This is a genomic window from Arthrobacter sp. W4I7 (assembly GCF_030816215.1).
In the GTDB taxonomy this organism is placed as follows: Bacteria; Actinomycetota; Actinomycetes; order Actinomycetales; family Micrococcaceae; genus Arthrobacter; species Arthrobacter siccitolerans_A.
This window is the reverse complement of sequence record NZ_JAUSXU010000001.1, coordinates 402,926-419,637: the sequence shown is the minus strand read 5'-3', so window position 1 is coordinate 419,637 and position 16,712 is coordinate 402,926. Positions and strand designations below refer to the sequence as shown.

The following is a 16,712-nucleotide window of genomic DNA, read 5'->3' as shown; positions in this document are numbered from 1 at the left end:
TTAGTTTTCGAACTCAGAAAGCGGCGGGCAGGAGCAGACCAGGTTGCGGTCCCCCGCTGCGCCGTCGATGCGGCCCACGGGCGGGAAGTACTTGTCCTGCCGCAGCGAGGACACGGGGAAGGCCGCCTGCTCACGCGGGTAGTCGCGGTTCCAGTCGGAGGAAACCACGGCGGCTGCCGTGTGGGGTGCATTCCGCAGCGGGGAGTTCTCCACGGCGAAGTCGCCGGCGGCCACCTGGTCGATTTCCCGGCGGATGGTGATCATGGCTTCGATGAAGCGGTCGATCTCCGCGAGGTCCTCGGACTCGGTGGGCTCCACCATGAGGGTGCCCGCCACTGGGAAGGACAGCGTGGGGGCGTGGAAGCCGAAGTCGATCAGGCGCTTGGCCACGTCCTCGGCGGTGACACCGGTCTTGGCCGTGAGGTCGCGCAGGTCCAGGATGCACTCGTGCGCCACGAGCCCGCTCTCACCGGTGTAGAGGACCGGGAAGTGCTCGTCGAGGCGGGCGGCAACGTAGTTCGCGGCCAGCAGCGCGGACTTGGTGGCCTCCGTCAGGCCCTGGCCGCCCATGAGCTTTACGTAGGCCCAGGAAATCGGGAGCACACCGGCGGAGCCGAAGCGCGAAGCCGAAATGGCAACGCCATGCCCCGCTTCGTGCGCGGCCTTGTTGGCGTCGCCCGGCATGAACGGCGCCAGGTGTGCCTTCGCAGCAACCGGGCCGACGCCGGGTCCCCCGCCACCGTGCGGGATGCAAAACGTCTTGTGCAGGTTCAGGTGGGACACGTCGCCGCCAAACTTGCCCGGCTGGGCGAGGCCAACGAGGGCGTTCAGGTTCGCGCCGTCAACGTACACCTGGCCGCCGGCTGCGTGGATGGCGCCGCACACCTCGCGGACGTCGGAATCGTACACACCGTGGGTGGAGGGGTACGTGATCATGATGGCCGAGAGGACGTCCTTGTGGGCCTCGATCTTGGCCTGCAGGTCAGCGTGGTCAATCGTGCCGTCGGCAGCGGTAGCCACCACAACAACCTTCATGCCCGCGAGGACAGCCGAAGCAGCGTTGGTGCCGTGCGCCGAAGCCGGGATCAGGCAGACGTTGCGCTGCTGGTCGCCCCGGGAGTGGTGGTAGCCGCGGATCGCCAGGAGTCCCGCGAGCTCGCCCTGCGATCCGGCGTTGGGCTGGATGGACACCTGGTCGTAGCCGGTGATTTCGGCAAGGTCGGCTTCGAGTCCGGAAATGAGTTCACGCCAGCCGGCAGTCTGGGAATCCGGGGCGAACGGGTGGATGGACGCGAATTCCGGCCAGGAGATGGCTTCCATCTCGGCGGTGGCGTTGAGCTTCATGGTGCAGGAGCCGAGCGGGATCATGGTGCGGTCCAGCGCCAGGTCCCGGTCCGAGAGGCGGCGGATGTAGCGCAGGAGCTGCGTTTCGGAGCGGTGCGTGTTGAACACCGGGTGCTGCAGGTAAGTGGAGGTGCGCAGCACCGTCTCGGGCAGCTCGAACCCGGCGGCCTCCACAACGGGACCGGCGCCAAAGGCGACGACCACTGCGGAGAGGACCTCCGGCGTCGTGGTTTCATCGACTGACACGCCAACTGTGTCCGCATCGATGAGGCGCAGGTTGATGCCGCGGGCTTCGGCGGCGGTGATCACCTTGGCGGCCTTGCCGGGTACGCGGACAGTGATGGTGTCGAAGAAGGTGTCGGACACCAGTTCGCGGCCGGCGATCTTCAGCGTAGCGGCGAGGGCGCGGGCGTTGTTGTGGACGGTTTCGGCGATCGCCTTCAGCCCGTCAGGGCCGTGGTAAACGGCGTAGAAGGACGACACGATGGCCAGCAGTGCCTGCGCGGTGCAGATGTTGGACGTGGCCTTCTCTCGGCGGATGTGCTGCTCGCGGGTCTGGAGGGCAAGGCGGTAGGCGGGGACGCCGGCGTTGTCCTTGGAAACGCCCACGATGCGGCCGGGAAGGGTCCGTTCCATGCCGTCGCGGACGGCCATGTAGGCGGCGTGCGGTCCCCCAAAGAACAACGGCACGCCAAAACGCTGGGTGGAGCCGACGGCGATGTCCGCGCCCTGCTCGCCCGGCGGCGTGATCAGGGTGAGCGCCAGGAGGTCGGCGGCGACGGTGACCAGGGCGCCACGGTCCTTGGCCTCGGCGATGACGGCCGACTGGTCCCAGACCCGGCCGGAGACGCCCGGCTGCTGGAGGACCACACCGTTGATGTCGCCGTCGGGCAGTCCGTTGGTGAGGTCGGCGATTTCCACCTCGAAGCCCAGGGCTTCGGCGCGGCCCAGCACGATGGCGATGGTCTGCGGGAGGAGGTCGGCATCGAGGACAGTCTTGCCGTCTTTCGCCGTCTTGTTCTTGTTGGCGCGGCGCATCAGCAGCACGGCTTCGGCGACGGCGGTGGCTTCGTCCAGGAGGGACGCGTTGGCCACGGGGAGCGCGGTGAGGTCCTGGACCATGGTCTGGAAGTTCAGCAGCGCCTCGAGCCGGCCTTGGGAGATTTCCGGCTGGTAAGGGGTGTAGGCGGTGTACCAGGCGGGGGCTTCGAGGATGTTGCGGCGGATCACCGGCGGGGTCACGGTGTCGTAGTAGCCCTGGCCGATCATCTGCACGGCCATCTTGTTCTTGCCCGCCAGCTTGCGGAGCTCGGCGAGGACCTGGACTTCGCTCAGGGCGTTCTCGAGGGCGAGCGGCTTGTCCTGGCGGATGGAGTCGGGGACCGCGCTGTCGACCAGGCCGTCAAGTGTGTCGTAGCCGACGGCCTTGAGCATGGTGTCGATGTCCGACTGGCGGCGCGCGCCGATATGGCGGTCTGCGAAGGTGGTGGGGGACGATTGAACCGTCATAAGAGGAACTCCATAATTCAGGTGGCGCCTAAGCACCACGTTGATTCGGGTTCCTCCCCGCTCTGTATTGGACCTGAGAGTTTTGCGTTGCCCTGCTGTTTCGCAGGACGCCACTTGCACCGTCGGTGAGCCCGGTTGCCCGGACTGCTTTCCAGAGTTGCCTTGCCGCGGCGGTACGTGGGCCTGAGAGATTCCTGGGGAGGATTTGCTCCTACGGCGCCTGCAAAACGTACCGGCAGGACTCTCCCGCCGCAGATCATAAGCATGTGCCACTGGTGGGTGACACGGCTCACACCCTACAGGGTTGGGTGGCTGGATGCAAAATTACCGTCCGATAGGTCTGAAATCCTGCCCGCACCCGGGATGCTTCATTCGCGGACGGACGACGGCGCGCCGTGCCGCCGTCGCCGTCTCACCAAAGTGCCGCGAGGCTCCGCCCCCTCCTGTGCCTGCGCTCCTCGGGCCTGAGACAATGGCCGAATGGAAATCGCCCTGGGACTTCTGGTTCTCGTCGCGGTGGTCTGCGCGGGCAGCGCGCTGGGCCGGAAACTGAACATTTCGGTTCCGCTGCTGCTGGTGCTGGCGGGCGTGATCGGCTCCTTCCTCCCGTTCGTTCCGGACATTGAACTGAACCCGGAAGTGGTCCTGGTGGGACTGTTGCCGCCGCTGCTGTATGCCGCGGCGCTGCGGACTTCCCTGTTCGATTTCCGCTCCAACCGCCGGGCCATTGGACTGCTCTCGGTTGGTTACGTCATCTTCGGGACCATCACGGTGGGCCTGGTGGTCTGGTGGCTGTTCCCGGAGATTCCGCTGGCCGCCGCATTCGCCTTGGGTGCGGTCCTGGCACACGCCGGATGCCGTGGCTGCTACCTCCATCGCCCGGAAGGTGGGGATGCCGCGCAGGATTGTCACCATCCTGGAGGGCGAATCACTGGTCAATGACGCCACGGCATTGATTTGCCTCCGGGCCGCCATCGCCGCCATCGCGGGGTCCGTGTCCGCGGCGGAGATCGCCGGGGACTTCCTGCTCGCCGTGGGCGGCGGGCTGGTGGTGGGCATCGCCGCTGCCTACGTCCTGACTATGCTTCGCAAGCGCATCCGGAACGTCGCGATCAACACCTCCACGTCCCTGGTGGCCCCCTTGGTGGCATACCTCCCGGCGGAAGCGATCCACGCTTCGGGCGTCCTCGCCGTCGTCGTTACAGGGCTCGTGATGGGCACCAAAGCGCCTTCGATGCCCAACGGTGCCGCCCGGCTGAGCCAGCGCAGCAACTGGAACACCGTGCAGTTCCTGCTCGAGAACTCGGTTTTCCTGCTGATCGGGCTGCAGGTGCGGACGATCGTCGAGGGCGTCCAGGACGATTCCCTTGGTGCCGCAAGGATCTGGGCGGGTTGCGCTGTGATTCTGCTGGCGGTGCTGGTGCTCCGGCCGGTGTGGGTGTTCCCGGCGACGTACCTGCCCCGCCTGATTCCGGCCGTGCGGCGCAGCGATCCGTCGCCGCCCTGGCAGTTCCCGGCGATCGTTTCGTGGGCCGGGATGCGGGGGGTGGTCACCCTCGCGGCGGTGCTGGTGCTGCCCGAGGACCTGGAGCACCGTTCGGTGCTGATCCTCGCTGCCCTCGTGGTGGTCGGCGGCACGCTGACGCTGCAGGGCTTCACCCTCCCGGCGCTGGTCCGCGTCCTCAGGGTGCAGGGCCCGGACCAGCGCGAGGATGCGCTGAACAAGGCATCGCTGATGCAGCTCGCCACCGCCGCCGGTGTGGCCCGGCTGCAGGAACTGCGGACGGACGACGATCCGCCGGAGGTGGTGGCCATGCTGAAACGGCGCACCCAGGAGCGCGGGCTGGCGGCCTGGGAGCGGCTGGGGCGGCCCTCGGCGGAAACAGCGACGCCCAGCGAACGCTACGCCAGGCTGCGGCTTGCCATGCTGGAGGCGGAACGGGCCAAAGTGCTGGATCTGCGGCGCGGCGGCGAGTACGCCCAGGAGGTCCTCAGTGACGTCCTGGAGCGGCTGGACGTTGAGGAATCCATGCTGGATGCGGCGCTGGACGAGGTGGACACGTCCGGCGAGGGCGGCGGCGAAGGAATTGCCAGGCCCGGCGGAGTGTGCGGCCACCTCGAGTCGGCCCGGCCCCGAGAGGTCCCCCAGGATCCCTTCTGCGCGGACTGCCGCTTGGAAGGTACGACGCCGGTACACCTGCGGATGTGCCTGGGCTGCGGCAAAGTCGGATGCTGTGATTCCTCGCCCGCAACCCATGCATCCAGGCACTTTGCCGCCACCGGCCACCCGGTGATGCGGAGCATCGAGCCGGGCGAGGACTGGCTCTGGTGCTACCAGGACGACCTGCTGGGCTGACAGCCTGTTGGCATGGCTCAGGTGAGCGGACGACGACGGCGGAACGTCCCGCCGTCGTCCGCTGGTTTGCCTTGGCCATCCCCGGCGGCCATGAATTAGCCCTTTTCCTCTTCCAAGGCGAGATCCTTCAGGTGGCGGCGCAAACTCGTTGCAACCCTCCCAATGGCTTCAAGGTCTTCCGGCGCAAGGGCATCGACAAAGAACCGGCGTACCAGCCGGAGATGCGGCGCTGAGGAAGCACGGAAAGTCCGGGCCCCGTCGTCGGTCAATTCCACCTCGGCGCCACGGCTGTCGTTACCCGACTTGCGCCGTCGGATGAGCCCCCTGTTTTCCATCCGCCCCAGGTGATGGGACAGGCGGCTGCGTTCCCACCCAATCCCCTCGGCCAGTACTGAGGAACGCAACTTGTGCTCCGGGGCCTCGCTGAGGGCCAGGAGCACGGCATAGTCGCCCGGGGACACACCGGACGTGGACTGCAGACCCGCCGCCAAAGCCTGGCGCATCGCCTCGGCCGTCTCGATGTACTCGCGCCACACGGCCAGTTCGTTTGGAGTGGGACTCTGCCGGGCGCCCTTGCTGCTGTACTCCATGACCACCTTTTTCTACTTGACATGTCAACCATACCGGCGGATGATTGACACGTCAATTAAGTGATTGACACATCAACTAGAGGACGTGCCCATGAGCGAAGTGATTTTTGGTTTGGATACCTTTGGTGACGTCCCCACGGATGATGCGGGTGCGCCGGTAAGCCATGCGCGTGCCATCCGGCAACTGGTGGATGAGGCAGTCCTTGCCGATCAGTTGGGGGTGGATGCCTTCCTGGTCGGCGAGCATCACCGCCCGGAATACTCGGTGTCGGCCCCTGAGACAGTCCTGGCCGGCATGGCCACCCGCACCTCACGCATCCGCCTTGGATCCGGCGTGACCGTGCTCAGCTCCGACGATCCCGTCCGGGTATTCCAGCGCTTCGCCACCGTGGATGCGCTCTCCAACGGCCGTGCCGAGGTCATTCTGGGACGGGGTTCCTTCACCGAGTCTTTTCCGCTCTTCGGCTACGACCTCAAAGACTACGACGTGCTCTTTGAGGAGAAAATCGAACTGTTCGCGCAGCTTCTGGACGAGAAGCCGGTGACGTGGCGGGGCACGGTGCGTGCGCCGCTCGTTGAGGCGGATGTCTACCCCAAGACCGAGGGTGGCCTCAAAACGTGGGTGGGCGTTGGCGGCACACCCCAGTCGGTGGTCCGCACGGCGAGGTACGGGTTCCCCCTGATGCTCGCCATCATCGGCGGACAGCCGGAGAGGTTCAAGCCGTTCATCGACCTTTACAAGCGGGCAGCCGCAGAGTTCAACACAACGGCCTGGCCGGTAGGCATGCACTCCCCCGGGTTCATCGCCGACACCGATGACGAAGCCAAAGAGATCTTCTGGCCCCACTACAAGGTGGTCCGTGACCGCATCGGAGCACTCCGCGGCTGGCCTCCTGTCCGGCGCGAAGAATTTGAGGCCGAAATCCAGCACGGTTCGATGTACATCGGCTCGCCCGAGACGGTCGCCCGGAGAATCGCAGGTGCGGTGGCATCGCTGGACGTCGGCCGCTTCGACCTCATCTTCACCTCGGGAGCGCAGCCGATCAGCGCACGCCTCAAAGCCGTGGAACTCTACGGAAGCAAAGTGGTGCCGATGGTCCGCGACATACTCGCCGCCGGCGGCAGCGCTGGGGCAGCCGCATGACCCCCTCCGCCCCGATCAAGCCCTCCCAACCCGAAGGAAGAACATCGTGAACATCACCCTCTGGATCATCACCGCAATCCTCGCCCTAGCTTTCCTGGCGGCAGGAGCCATGAAAATCGCCCAGCCGAAGGCGAAGCTTGCGGCCGCCGGCCAAGGGTGGGTGGAGGACTTCTCGGACGCTACGGTCAAGCGCATCGGCGCCCTCGAGATCCTCGCGGCCCTGGGCCTCATCCTTCCGGCCCTCTTTGGCATAGCCACCGTGCTGGTGCCGGCTGCCGCCGTCGGGCTCGTCCTGCTCATGGCAGGCGCGGCCATCACCCACGGCCGGCGCCACGAGACGCCGAATGTCGTTATCAACGTGGTCCTGGCCATCCTTGCCGCGGGGGTGGCTATCGCCCGGTTTGGCCCCTTCGGCTTCTAAGCGGCTCGAGCCTGCCCTGGATGCCCGACGGCGGGACGTCCCGCCGTCGTCATCCGAACCGGGTGACAGGAGGCTAGCCTCCGGGCAGCTGGATCACGCCGAGCTGCTGCATCAGCCCGAGGTCGTCCCGGTCCGACCAGTGCTCCACGATCTTTCCGTTGTGGATCCGATGGATTGCCACTGCGGTCTCCCGCAGTTGGGCGCCTGTGGGAGGGAGCGGCCCGGGGAGTTCGCCCTCGTGCCTGCCGGTGGCGGTCAGCCTGGTGACCACCCTGTCCCCTTCGGCAACCTGGTCCTCGATTTCATGGGTGCCGGGCGTCGCCGTCGAGAAGATGCGGAAAGCCTGCTTCAGGCCTTCCCGGCCTGCCGGCAAGCCGGGGAATGGCGGGTGGTGGTCAAGATAGTCCTCAGCCACCAGCTCATCCATGGCATCAATATTCCCGGCGTCGATCTCGGCATAAAAGCGCCGCACGAGCTTTTTGTTGTCGTCAGTATCCACGGCCCGGCCTTCCATTTGTACACGGAATTTGTACTCGGACCGGATCAGCTGCTGCAGTTCAAGCGTGCCGTGGAGGGCTATTCTAAGCCCGCCCACCGACCTCCGGAAGAAGTCAGGAGACGCCGGCGAGGACCTCGTCGATCCGGGCCAGGAGGCCGGGCCAGCCGTTGCCCATGCCCTCGATGGCCTGCTTACCCATCGGCGTATCGAGGCGGAAGCCGGCGTGTTCGTGGTGAAGGACGGTGCCGCCGTCGACCGGCTCCAGACGCCAGGTGATGGTGGTGTCCAGGTTGCCTTCGGAGAACAGGAAGGTGATGGACTTGCCGGGGTCCACGGTGAGGACTTCGCACTCCTGCTGGCCCCACGCGCCCATATCCAGGGTGAAGCGGTGGCCGACCACCGGGGCGATATCCCCCGGCGCCCACCAGCGGGCCAGCAGTTCGGGGGTGGTCAGCGCAGCCCACACGGCGTCCGCGGGGTGCGAAAAGCGGCGTTCGAGCCTGATGGCGTTCTCGGTCATAACGGTTTCTCCTCGTCCAGAAGTTCTGCCAGCGCGTCCAGGCGCCGGTTCCAGTAGTGCTCAAAGTGCTGCACCCAGCCGCCGATCTCTTCGAGACCCGCGGGCTGGAGGTGGTACAGCCTGTTGCGGCCGTGCCGCTCTTCCCGGACCAGCCCGGCCTCGCGGAGGACGGCCAGGTGTTCGGACGCTGCCGAGCGGCTGAGCTCGAGCAGGCCGGTGAGTTCGCCCGCAGTCCTGGGCCCCTGGCGGAGCTCGTCGAGGATGACGCGCCTTGCCGGGTTGGAGACAGCACCGAACACATCAGGAAGCACAGGACCAGCATATGTCGGAATTTTCCGACGCATCAATGTCCGGTCCGGTGGTTGAGCAAGCACTAAGCGCTACTGCGGGGCTTCGGCTGCAAACGCTTGCAGCTGCCCGCGTTTATTTCTTCCGCACGTGCCTAACGGACGGGCACAAAATTGGTCCGCGGAAGGTATTGTCCTGCAAACGTTTGCATGCAAGAGTGGTCTGCATCACCTCCCAATCCTGCTTTCAAAGGAGAGAGCTATGCACGCACTCGACTGGATCGTTTTGTCCGGATACTTCCTTGTGATGGTCGGGATCGGCTGGTGGTCCCGGCGGAGGGTCCACAACGCGGCCGATTTCTTTACTGCCGGCGGCAAGATGCCGTGGTGGCTTGCCGGCATTTCGCATCACATGTCTGGCTACTCCGCCGCCGTCTTCGTCGGGTACGCAGCGCTCGCCTACACAACCGGATTTGCCGTCTACGTCTGGTGGGCCCTGAGCATCACGGTGGCCTGCGTAGTGGGATCATTCCTGTTCGCGCCACGGTGGCCACGGCTGCGTCAGCGACTGGGCATCATCTCGCCGCTGGAGTATCTCACCACCCGCTACAATCTCCCCGCCCAGCAGGTTCTGGCATGGTCGGGCACCGCGTTGAAGGTCTTTGATGTTGCCGCAAAATGGGCAGCCAGTGCCATCCTGCTCGAAACGTTCGCCGGAGTACCCCTGCCTGTCGGGATCGTCCTGGTGGGCGGCGTGACCATGGTTTACTCCACTATTGGCGGCCTCTGGGCAGACGCACTGACCGACTTTGGCCAGTTTGTCATTCAGTTCGTGGCGGCCATCGCCCTGCTGGTTGCCACGATGGCGAAGCTCGGCGGCATATCCTCAATCTTCGGTATGTGGGAGCAGCTGCCGCCTTCCCATTCCGCACCGTTCGGCGGAACCCTGACCATGGGATTCTTCCTGGCGTACATCGTCATCAGCACGGTTTCCTACAACGGAGGCACTTGGAACCTGGCCCAGCGGTTCATCGCCGCACCCACCGGATCTTCGGCCCGGAAGTCGATCCTCCTCTCGGGCGGACTCTACCTGGTGTGGCCGCTGGTCCTGTTCTTCCCCATGTGGGCAGCCCCGTTGCTTGTGCCCAATTTGGCGCAGCCGGAGCAGTCCTACGCGCTGGTGGCTCAGATGTTGCTGCCTGCGGGTCTGGTCGGGCTGGTTCTGGCCGGCATGTTCTCGCACACCATGGCCATGACATCATCGGACGCAAATGCGATCTCCGCAGTGATCACGCGTGACATTATTCCGGCGCTGCGGGGGTCTAGGCAGCCGCTTGCCTCGAAGACCGAACTGGCGGCAGGCCGTCTCTCCACGTTCCTGTTCATCGGACTTTCGATGGTGATCGCCCTGTCCGCGAATTCCTTCGGCGGCGTCCTGGGCCTTCTGATCCTGTGGTTCGGCGCCCTGGTGGGACCGATCGCCATTCCGATGCTGCTGGGCATGCTTCCCCCATTCAAGCGCTGCGGCCCGTCAGCTGCGCTGTTCTCGTGGGCCGCCGGTTTGATCGTGTTCGCTGTCAACAAGTACGTACTCACAGCGCAAATGGCCTCGCTGGGTGACCTTTCCCAGGCTGTTTCCGTCGCTGCTCCGATTCTCGCCTCCATCGTGGTCTACTGCCTCATGGGTGTCATTCGGCCATGGCGCAACGAGGAATCGGATGCCCTGGTCGATTCCCTCAGCGTCGATGCTCCAGAGGATGTGGACCAGGCGACGATCGCGGCCGGTGCCCGGGCATGACAGCAACGAAACCCGGTCCTACCGGCGCTGTGCGCGGCATGACAGCATCCGGCTTTTCTCCCCGCGACCACCTGCAGGAAGCCATCCTTCCCTGGTGGGACAGCAACGGCGCGGACGATCTTCACGGCGGCGTCATGACCTGCTTTTCCAACGCAGGCGTTCTGCAGTCCACTGATAAGTACACGTGGTCGCAAGGACGCTGGGCGTGGCTGTGCGCGGAGATCGGCGCCGATGCGCGTCAGGGCATCCTGGAAGTCGACGACGAAAAGTGGTCCAGGCGGGCGGTTCAAACTGCCGAGTTTGTCCGGACGCACGCCGTGCTGGAGGGCGGGTTCACCGCCTTCCGCACAGACCGGGCCGGCACCGCCCTGCCGTCGGGCCCCTATGGGGAAGTGGCAACCAGCGTCTTTGCCGATCTGTTCGCAGTCCTTGGCTTTGCAGGCGCAGCGAAAGTGCCCGGATATCCGGAGCCGGAAAAATCGCAGGCCGCGGCCACCGCTGACGACATTCTGGCCAGCGCGCTGGCGAGAATCAAGTCTCGGAATGCCATGTCTGCCCCCTATCCTGTCCGGTCAGGTTTCAGCGACCTCGCCGCCCCCATGACCCTGCTCCACGCTGGATCCGAGCTCTTCCGGTCAACAGGCTCACCAACCGCCCGGAGCGCCGTGTCCTATGCGCTTGGCCAGTTGCTTGAGGGTCAAGGCAGGGAACCGATGCTGCAGGAAACCCAGTGGTGGGAGTTCAGGCCGGACTCCGCCGGGGACACCGACTCCCTCTTGGCAAGGCACAGGACACCGGGACACCTCTTGGAGTGCCTGTGGATGCTGATTCACAGCCAGGAGGCGATGGGCGGTTCCGCATCAGCCCTCCCCGAGTGGCTTCCCGGGCTTGCGCTGCGAGCGCTGGAGCTCGGCTGGGATCAAGAGCACGGAGGGCTTTTCCGATACGTAGACAAGGACGGCGGCATGCCATCCGGGTCCCTTTTCCGCGGCGACCCCTATGAGGACCTCGTGCAATCCACCTGGAGCACCAAGTTGTGGTGGGTGCATGCGGAGGCCATGTATGCCACGAAGCTGCTCGCCCGGCACTACGGCGGTTACGGCTTCGAAGACTGGAATTCGAAGGTCACTGACTACACCCTTGCAACCTTCCCGGATCCGCACGGGAATGAATGGACACAAATCCGGGACAGACAGGGAGCGCCACTCGACAAGGTGGTGGCACTCCCGGTCAAGGATCCGTTCCACATCGTACGGACGGCGGTATTTCTCAATCGACTCGAAAAGGATGATTCACATGCAGCACAGTGACCTCGACGTCAGTCCGGCACAACACGGGACACTCGCGGTCCGCGCCTACCCAACCAAAGAGGAACTCGGCAAGGCGGCCGGCGAGCATGCTGCCCTCGTCATCGCTGATGCTATTGCCGTCAACGGGACGGCCAGGGTTATGTTCGCCGCGGCGCCAAGCCAGGAAGCCACCCTGGCCACGCTCATCGCGGAGCCCGGCGTCGACTGGTCACGCGTGGAGTGCTTCCACATGGACGACTACGTGGGGCTCCAACCGGATGCACCGCAGGGCTTCGGCAACTGGCTGCAGCGGCTGGTCTTCGATTCGGTCAGCCCCAAAGACTTCCACCGCATCAATACAGCGGGTGACGCGGCCCAGGGAGCGGAGGACTACGCCCGCATCATGGGCTCCGCGCCGTTCGATCTTGTGCTGTGCGGCCTTGGGGTCAACGGCCATCTGGCCTTCAATGACCCGCCGGCAGACTTCCACGACCAGAAAGCAGCCCGGGTGATTGCGTTGGATGATGTCTCGCGCCAGCAGCAGGTGGACGAGGGGCATTTCGAAGGGCTGGAAGACGTTCCTACGCAGGCCGTCACCGTGACCATCCCGCGTTTGCTTAACGCGGCAGTGATCATCGCCTCCGTGCCGGGGCAGGCGAAGAAGCAGGCAGTTGCAGATACCCTCGGCAAGCCCATCACGGGAGAACACCCCGGCACCATCCTTCGCACCCATCCCGAGTCGTCCCTCTACCTCGACAAGGAGTCTGACCCGCGATGAGTGACCCAGCAGATCTGGGCGCCGACTACCTGGCCCGCATCACCTCGCTCCTGGAACGCATCCATGCCGAGGAGCAGGCTTCCATCGCGAAAGCGGCGTCGGTCCTCGCCGAACAGATAGCCGCGGACCGCCTCATCCACATCTACGGACCCGGCGGCCATTCCAACCTCGCCAGCCAGGAAGTGTTCTTCCGTGCGGGAGGCCTGATGCACATCTCGGCGATCCTCGACGAGGGGACCATGCTCACCGGCGGAGCGCTGCGCTCAATGGCGATGGAACGGACGCCCGGCTATGGTCGCATCGTGATCGAAAACGCGGGCCTTGTGCCCGGCGACGTGCTGATCCTGGTGAACGCGTACGGAATCAATACCGCCTTGATCGACGCCGCACTGACAGCCAGCACGCTGGGTGTCAGGACTATCGGCGTCTCCTCCCGGGAGCACGCCGAAAAGAGCGCAGCCGACCATCCCGCGAGGCACCCCTCACGATCGAACCTGCACGACGTCGTCGACCTTCACATCGACACGAAAGTGCCGATCGGCGACGCCGTCGTGGAATTGCCCGGCGTCAGCGAAAAAGTCGGCGCTGTGTCCACCTTCGCCAACGCCTACACCCTCAATTGGCTCGTGCAATGCACCATCAGGGAACTGCGGGAGCGGAACATCGAGCCGCCCATCTGGCGGTCCGGCAACGCCCCCGGTGGCGACGAGGCAAACAGGAAGTTCCTGGACCGGTTCAAGGGTCGGGTGCATTCCTTATGACAAGGCAGTCCATCAAGGGCCGCGATGCCAGCCGCGGGGACGTTCTCACTGTTCATTTCGAAGACGGTTACATCGCCGCCGTCGAACGCAAACACGATCCGAACGCCTCGGACTTGCCGGTGCTGGCATCGGGTTTCGTCGACGCGCAGGTCAACGGCTACATGGGCATGGACGTCAACGCGCCCGACGCCGACAGCACAGTCATCGAGGGAATCACCGGGGAACTGGCGCGGATTGGCGTCACCACCTGGGTGCCGACCATTATCACCGCCAGCGAGGAAGCGATCAGCCATGCGCTGAGGTACGTGGAAAAGGCCCGGAACGCAGATGCCCGGGTGCGGGACGCCATCCCCTGCGTCCACGTTGAAGGCCCTTTCATTTCCGACCATGACGGGGCACGTGGAGTCCACGACGCCAGCCAGGTCCGGGCCATCGATCCGGAGGAGGTGCGGCGGTGGGCCGCCATCACCCGGATAGGCGTGGTCACTGTGTCCCCGCACTGGCCCGATACACCAAGGGCAATCGAGGAGATCTGTTCAATGGGAATCCGGGTTTCCATCGGGCACACCCATGCAGGTGCAGCCGAGGTACTCAGCGCCATCGACGCCGGTGCAAGCCTGTCCACCCACCTGGGCAACGGAATTGCCGCGATGATCCCGCGCCACCCAAACGCCATCTGGACGCAGCTGGCCGACGACCGCGTGACCTGCGGGCTCATAGCGGACGGCCATCATTTGCCCCCGGAAACCATCGAGGTCATGCTGCGGGCGAAAGGACCCCGCGGAGCATTTCTCGTTTCCGATACGACGGCGATTGCCGGCAACGCGCCGGGCCGGTACGAGACTCCTGTCGGCGGGAGTGTAGATCTCGATGAGCACGGACGGCTCTCGTATGTGGGAACGGAGCTGCTGGCCGGCGCGGCAGCCAGCCTTCCCGATGGCCTGCGCAACGTGGTGAGGTCAACCAGCGTGAGCCTGGGACAGGCGCTCAAACTCGTCACGGAAAATCCGGCGCGATCACTTCCGGGAGCCCGTCCCGGACTGGGAACGCTGCAGCCCGGGGCGCCTGCGGACATGGTCCTCGTCTCCGATTCCGGAGCGGTGCTCGAAGTCATCAGATCCTCGGCGAGGATGGAGAACATCCGCCCATGAGCTCCCCATCCATGACAACTGACGACGGCGGCACCAACCACCTGTCGGTGGGTGCCGCCACCGTTGAGGTTGCCGTACCGCCAGGCACCAGGATGTCCGGTTTTGCTGCCCGTGTGGAGCCGAGCACCGGAGTTCATGACCCCCTTACCGTGCGTGCACTTGTTATCGACAACTTCTGCTGGGTGACGGTGGATGTGTGCGGCCTTGACGGCCCCACCTGCCGGACCATAGCGGACCGGATCCCGTTCCGGGACGGCTACGCGGTGATCGGCGCCACCCACACACACGCCGGCCCCTGTGCAATGCGTGGAGGCTTAGGGGAATGCGACCCGGAAATCATCGAAGCCATCAGCGAAGCTGCAGCAGTTGCCGTCAAAGATGCTTCCAACTCACGGGAACCCTGCCGGGCCTATTACGAATCCTTCCAAGGTCTTGGCATCGCCAAAAACCGGCGGCACCCTGAGCGGGCAATAGATCCATCACTGCAGGTTGTGGCATTCAAGCGGGACGACGGGACAATCAGGACCTGGCTGGTGCAGTATCCCTGCCATCCCGTGGTGCTTGGCGCTGACAACCGGCTGATCTCCGGAGACTACCCTGCCTTTGTGCGCAGCCACCTCGAGCGCGAAGCCCCTGGATCCACTGCAGTCTTCCTGACGGGGGCGGCCGGTGATGTGAACACTGGCCATTCTGCCGAAAGTTCCTATTCCCAGGCATCCTCCCAGCACCGGACATTCACTGAGGCCCAACGGATAGGAGGCCTTCTCGGCAAGGCTGCTGCCCGGGCACGGACATCAGGCAAAGCGCTCGGCAGCGTCACCCGGGCCGCCGCGGCTCCCGTTGAGCTTTGCTTCGAAGTACTTGACGCCCGCAGCCCTGCGGAGTCAGCGGCGCACTGGACTAAGCTCATGGCGGGTGCGGTACCGGGTCAGCGGGCGTTGCTGCAGACCTGGATTGACTGGGCAGCCCGCGACCAACTACTGCGGGATATGAAATGGAGAGGGACGGTGACAGTTCTGCGGCTTGGCGGTTTGCTGGTGGTGGCGCTGCCGGGAGAACCCTTCCTCGAGTGCGCCGAGCGCATCCAGGAAGCCTTCGACTCTCCCGTTCTCGTAGCCGCATACAGCAACGGCTGCCCTGGGTACTTTCCCACCTCGGATGAGTACGACCACGGCGGATACGAGGTCACCGACGCCCACCGCTACTACGGCATGCCAGCCCCGTTCAAGCGGGGCAGCGCCGAGCAGTTGGTGGAAACTGCGGTTGGACTGGGACGGGAGTTGTTGTGAAGAGCAAGTCCACGATTGTCCAAGTCGCGAAGCGTATCGGCGTGGCGCCCTCCACCGTTTCCCGCGCATTCACTGATCCGGGGAAGCTGAAGCCGGAGACCGTCCAGCGGGTGATGGATGCGGCTGCAGAGATCGGTTATGTCCCCAACCATCACGCCCGCGCTCTGATCACCGGCCGCTCCGGCGCTATTGGGCTGGTGCTGCCTGACGTTGCCAACCCGTTCTTTCCGCCGCTGATCCGGTATGCGCAGTTGGCGGCAGAGGATTACGGGCTGGCAGTCTTCGTTGCCGACACCGCTGAGGACACCAAGCGGGAACTGCAGATGATCGAGCGGCTTTCACCGCAGGTGGAAGGGCTGATCATTGCGTCCTCGCGGCTTTCGGATCGGGTTCTTCAGACCATTGCCGAACGCCAACCAACGGTGTTGATCAACCGCGACGTGGCCGGCGTCCCGCGTGTCCTGATCAGCACTTCCAAGGCCCTCGCCGAAGGGCTCCATCACCTCGTGGAAGCCGGCCACACCCGCATTGCTTACGTTGGCGGGCCGGCGAGGTCCTGGTCCGATGCCCAGCGTCATGGCTGCGTACAGTCAACGCTGGAAAGCCTCGGACTGAAGCCGTTTTTCTTCCAGGCAAAGTCCGGAAACTACTCCGATGCCCTGGAAGTCAGCGGCGAGGTGGAAGCCGCCGGGGCCACGGCCGTGATCGCCTTTGACGACGTCGTTGCCCATGGCCTGATGTCCGGGTTCCGGGCACACGGCATGCGCGTCCCGGAGGACATCAACGTCCTGGGTTGTGACGACACCTTGGCTATAACAACGCATCCCCCGCTTTCGAGTATCTCGCTGGATCTGGCGTCCGCCGCCCGCAGCGCGGTCACAATCCTGCGCTCGGCCGGACGGCCTGGTGCGAGCAGTGACCAGCGGTTTGAGCTGGAAGGGTCCTTGGTGCTTCGCGGCACGACCATTTGACCTGG

General features: G+C 65.0%; 14 protein-coding genes, 1 pseudogene and 1 riboswitch. Of the genes and pseudogenes, 10 read left to right on the top strand and 5 right to left on the bottom strand.

Going from position 1 to position 16,712, the window contains the following annotated elements:
* Positions 1 to 2,853, bottom strand: a complete 2,853-nt coding sequence (gcvP, locus tag QF047_RS01880; protein ID WP_307273309.1) for an aminomethyl-transferring glycine dehydrogenase — start codon at positions 2,851 to 2,853, stop codon at positions 1 to 3.
* A gap of 161 nt (positions 2,854 to 3,014) precedes the next feature.
* Positions 3,015 to 3,112: riboswitch (glycine riboswitch) on the bottom strand.
* 221 nt (positions 3,113 to 3,333) lie between these two features.
* Here gcvP and QF047_RS01875 point away from each other — a divergent pair.
* Positions 3,334 to 5,209, top strand: a pseudogene (locus tag QF047_RS01875) (Na+/H+ antiporter).
* Between the two features lie 95 nt (positions 5,210 to 5,304).
* Here QF047_RS01875 and QF047_RS01870 read toward each other — a convergent pair.
* A complete protein-coding gene (locus QF047_RS01870) occupies positions 5,305 to 5,799 on the bottom strand; it encodes a MarR family winged helix-turn-helix transcriptional regulator (RefSeq protein ID WP_307273306.1) in 495 nt (164 codons plus the stop codon).
* Positions 5,800 to 5,890: 91 nt separating this feature from the next.
* Here QF047_RS01870 and QF047_RS01865 point away from each other — a divergent pair, with 91 nt between their 5' ends.
* Together QF047_RS01865 and QF047_RS01860 are read left to right on the top strand one after the other, a co-directional pair.
* Positions 5,891 to 6,943, top strand: a complete 1,053-nt coding sequence (locus QF047_RS01865; RefSeq protein ID WP_307273304.1) for an LLM class flavin-dependent oxidoreductase — start codon at positions 5,891 to 5,893, stop codon at positions 6,941 to 6,943.
* 46 nt (positions 6,944 to 6,989) lie between these two features.
* Positions 6,990 to 7,364 (top strand): DoxX family protein, encoded by a 375-nt coding sequence (locus QF047_RS01860; protein WP_307273300.1) that lies wholly within the window; start codon positions 6,990 to 6,992, stop codon positions 7,362 to 7,364.
* 73 nt (positions 7,365 to 7,437) lie between these two features.
* On the opposite strand, the gene QF047_RS01855 is transcribed toward QF047_RS01860, so the two are convergent.
* The 3 genes from QF047_RS01855 to QF047_RS01845 all read right to left on the bottom strand — a co-directional run bounded on the left by QF047_RS01855 (position 7,438) and on the right by QF047_RS01845 (position 8,694).
* Positions 7,438 to 7,863, bottom strand: a complete 426-nt coding sequence (locus tag QF047_RS01855) for an ester cyclase (RefSeq protein ID WP_307273298.1) — start codon at positions 7,861 to 7,863, stop codon at positions 7,438 to 7,440.
* A 112-nt stretch (positions 7,864 to 7,975) separates the two neighbouring features.
* A complete protein-coding gene (locus tag QF047_RS01850; protein WP_307273295.1) occupies positions 7,976 to 8,383 on the bottom strand; it encodes an SRPBCC domain-containing protein in 408 nt (135 codons plus the stop codon).
* Positions 8,380 to 8,694, bottom strand: coding sequence for a helix-turn-helix transcriptional regulator (locus QF047_RS01845; RefSeq protein ID WP_307273292.1), 315 nt, complete (start codon positions 8,692 to 8,694; stop codon positions 8,380 to 8,382). Before QF047_RS01845 ends, QF047_RS01850 begins: the two co-directional genes overlap by 4 nt.
* A 238-nt stretch (positions 8,695 to 8,932) precedes the next feature.
* On the opposite strand from QF047_RS01845, the gene QF047_RS01840 reads away from it, so the two are divergent.
* The 7 genes from QF047_RS01840 to QF047_RS01810 are packed head-to-tail and all read left to right on the top strand — an operon-like array spanning position 8,933 to position 16,707.
* Positions 8,933 to 10,468 carry a sodium:solute symporter family protein gene (locus QF047_RS01840; protein WP_307273290.1) on the top strand — a complete coding sequence of 512 codons (1,536 nt, stop codon included), beginning with the start codon at positions 8,933 to 8,935 and terminating at the stop codon, positions 10,466 to 10,468.
* The gene (locus tag QF047_RS01835) at positions 10,465 to 11,778 is read left to right on the top strand and encodes an AGE family epimerase/isomerase (RefSeq protein ID WP_307273287.1); all 1,314 of its coding nucleotides are present in this window, start codon (positions 10,465 to 10,467) and stop codon (positions 11,776 to 11,778) included. Before QF047_RS01840 ends, QF047_RS01835 begins: the two co-directional genes overlap by 4 nt.
* Complete coding sequence (locus QF047_RS01830) at positions 11,765 to 12,535, top strand: 6-phosphogluconolactonase (protein ID WP_307273285.1); 771 nt, start codon at positions 11,765 to 11,767, stop codon at positions 12,533 to 12,535. Before QF047_RS01835 ends, QF047_RS01830 begins: the two co-directional genes overlap by 14 nt.
* On the top strand, positions 12,532 to 13,296 hold the full coding sequence (locus QF047_RS01825; protein ID WP_307273282.1) for an SIS domain-containing protein: 765 nt from the start codon (positions 12,532 to 12,534) through the stop codon (positions 13,294 to 13,296). Before QF047_RS01830 ends, QF047_RS01825 begins: the two co-directional genes overlap by 4 nt.
* The gene (locus QF047_RS01820) at positions 13,293 to 14,447 is read left to right on the top strand and encodes an N-acetylglucosamine-6-phosphate deacetylase (protein WP_307273279.1); all 1,155 of its coding nucleotides are present in this window, start codon (positions 13,293 to 13,295) and stop codon (positions 14,445 to 14,447) included. The genes QF047_RS01825 and QF047_RS01820 overlap by 4 nt, the downstream gene beginning before the upstream one ends.
* Positions 14,444 to 15,736: a hypothetical protein gene (locus tag QF047_RS01815; protein WP_307273276.1), complete on the top strand. Its 1,293-nt coding sequence runs from the start codon at positions 14,444 to 14,446 to the stop codon at positions 15,734 to 15,736. The genes QF047_RS01820 and QF047_RS01815 overlap by 4 nt, the downstream gene beginning before the upstream one ends.
* Positions 15,733 to 16,707 carry a LacI family DNA-binding transcriptional regulator gene (locus QF047_RS01810; RefSeq protein ID WP_306635936.1) on the top strand — a complete coding sequence of 325 codons (975 nt, stop codon included), beginning with the start codon at positions 15,733 to 15,735 and terminating at the stop codon, positions 16,705 to 16,707. The genes QF047_RS01815 and QF047_RS01810 overlap by 4 nt, the downstream gene beginning before the upstream one ends.
* Positions 16,708 to 16,712 lie beyond the last annotated feature (5 nt).

Bases quoted from the DNA above. Each gene is read 5' to 3' on its own strand.
- QF047_RS01850 (WP_307273295.1), bottom strand. From the start codon at position 8,383: ATGACCGAGAACGCCATCAGGCTCGAACGCCGCTTTTCGCACCCCGCG.
- gcvP (WP_307273309.1), bottom strand. From the start codon at position 2,853: ATGACGGTTCAATCGTCCCCCACCACCTTCGCAGACCGCCATATCGGC.
- QF047_RS01815 (WP_307273276.1), top strand. From the start codon at position 14,444: ATGAGCTCCCCATCCATGACAACTGACGACGGCGGCACCAACCACCTG.
- QF047_RS01835 (WP_307273287.1), top strand. From the start codon at position 10,465: ATGACAGCAACGAAACCCGGTCCTACCGGCGCTGTGCGCGGCATGACA.
- QF047_RS01820 (WP_307273279.1), top strand. From the start codon at position 13,293: ATGACAAGGCAGTCCATCAAGGGCCGCGATGCCAGCCGCGGGGACGTT.
- QF047_RS01840 (WP_307273290.1), top strand. From the start codon at position 8,933: ATGCACGCACTCGACTGGATCGTTTTGTCCGGATACTTCCTTGTGATG.
- QF047_RS01830 (WP_307273285.1), top strand. From the start codon at position 11,765: ATGCAGCACAGTGACCTCGACGTCAGTCCGGCACAACACGGGACACTC.
- QF047_RS01865 (WP_307273304.1), top strand. From the start codon at position 5,891: ATGAGCGAAGTGATTTTTGGTTTGGATACCTTTGGTGACGTCCCCACG.
- QF047_RS01825 (WP_307273282.1), top strand. From the start codon at position 12,532: ATGAGTGACCCAGCAGATCTGGGCGCCGACTACCTGGCCCGCATCACC.
- QF047_RS01870 (WP_307273306.1), bottom strand. From the start codon at position 5,799: ATGGAGTACAGCAGCAAGGGCGCCCGGCAGAGTCCCACTCCAAACGAA.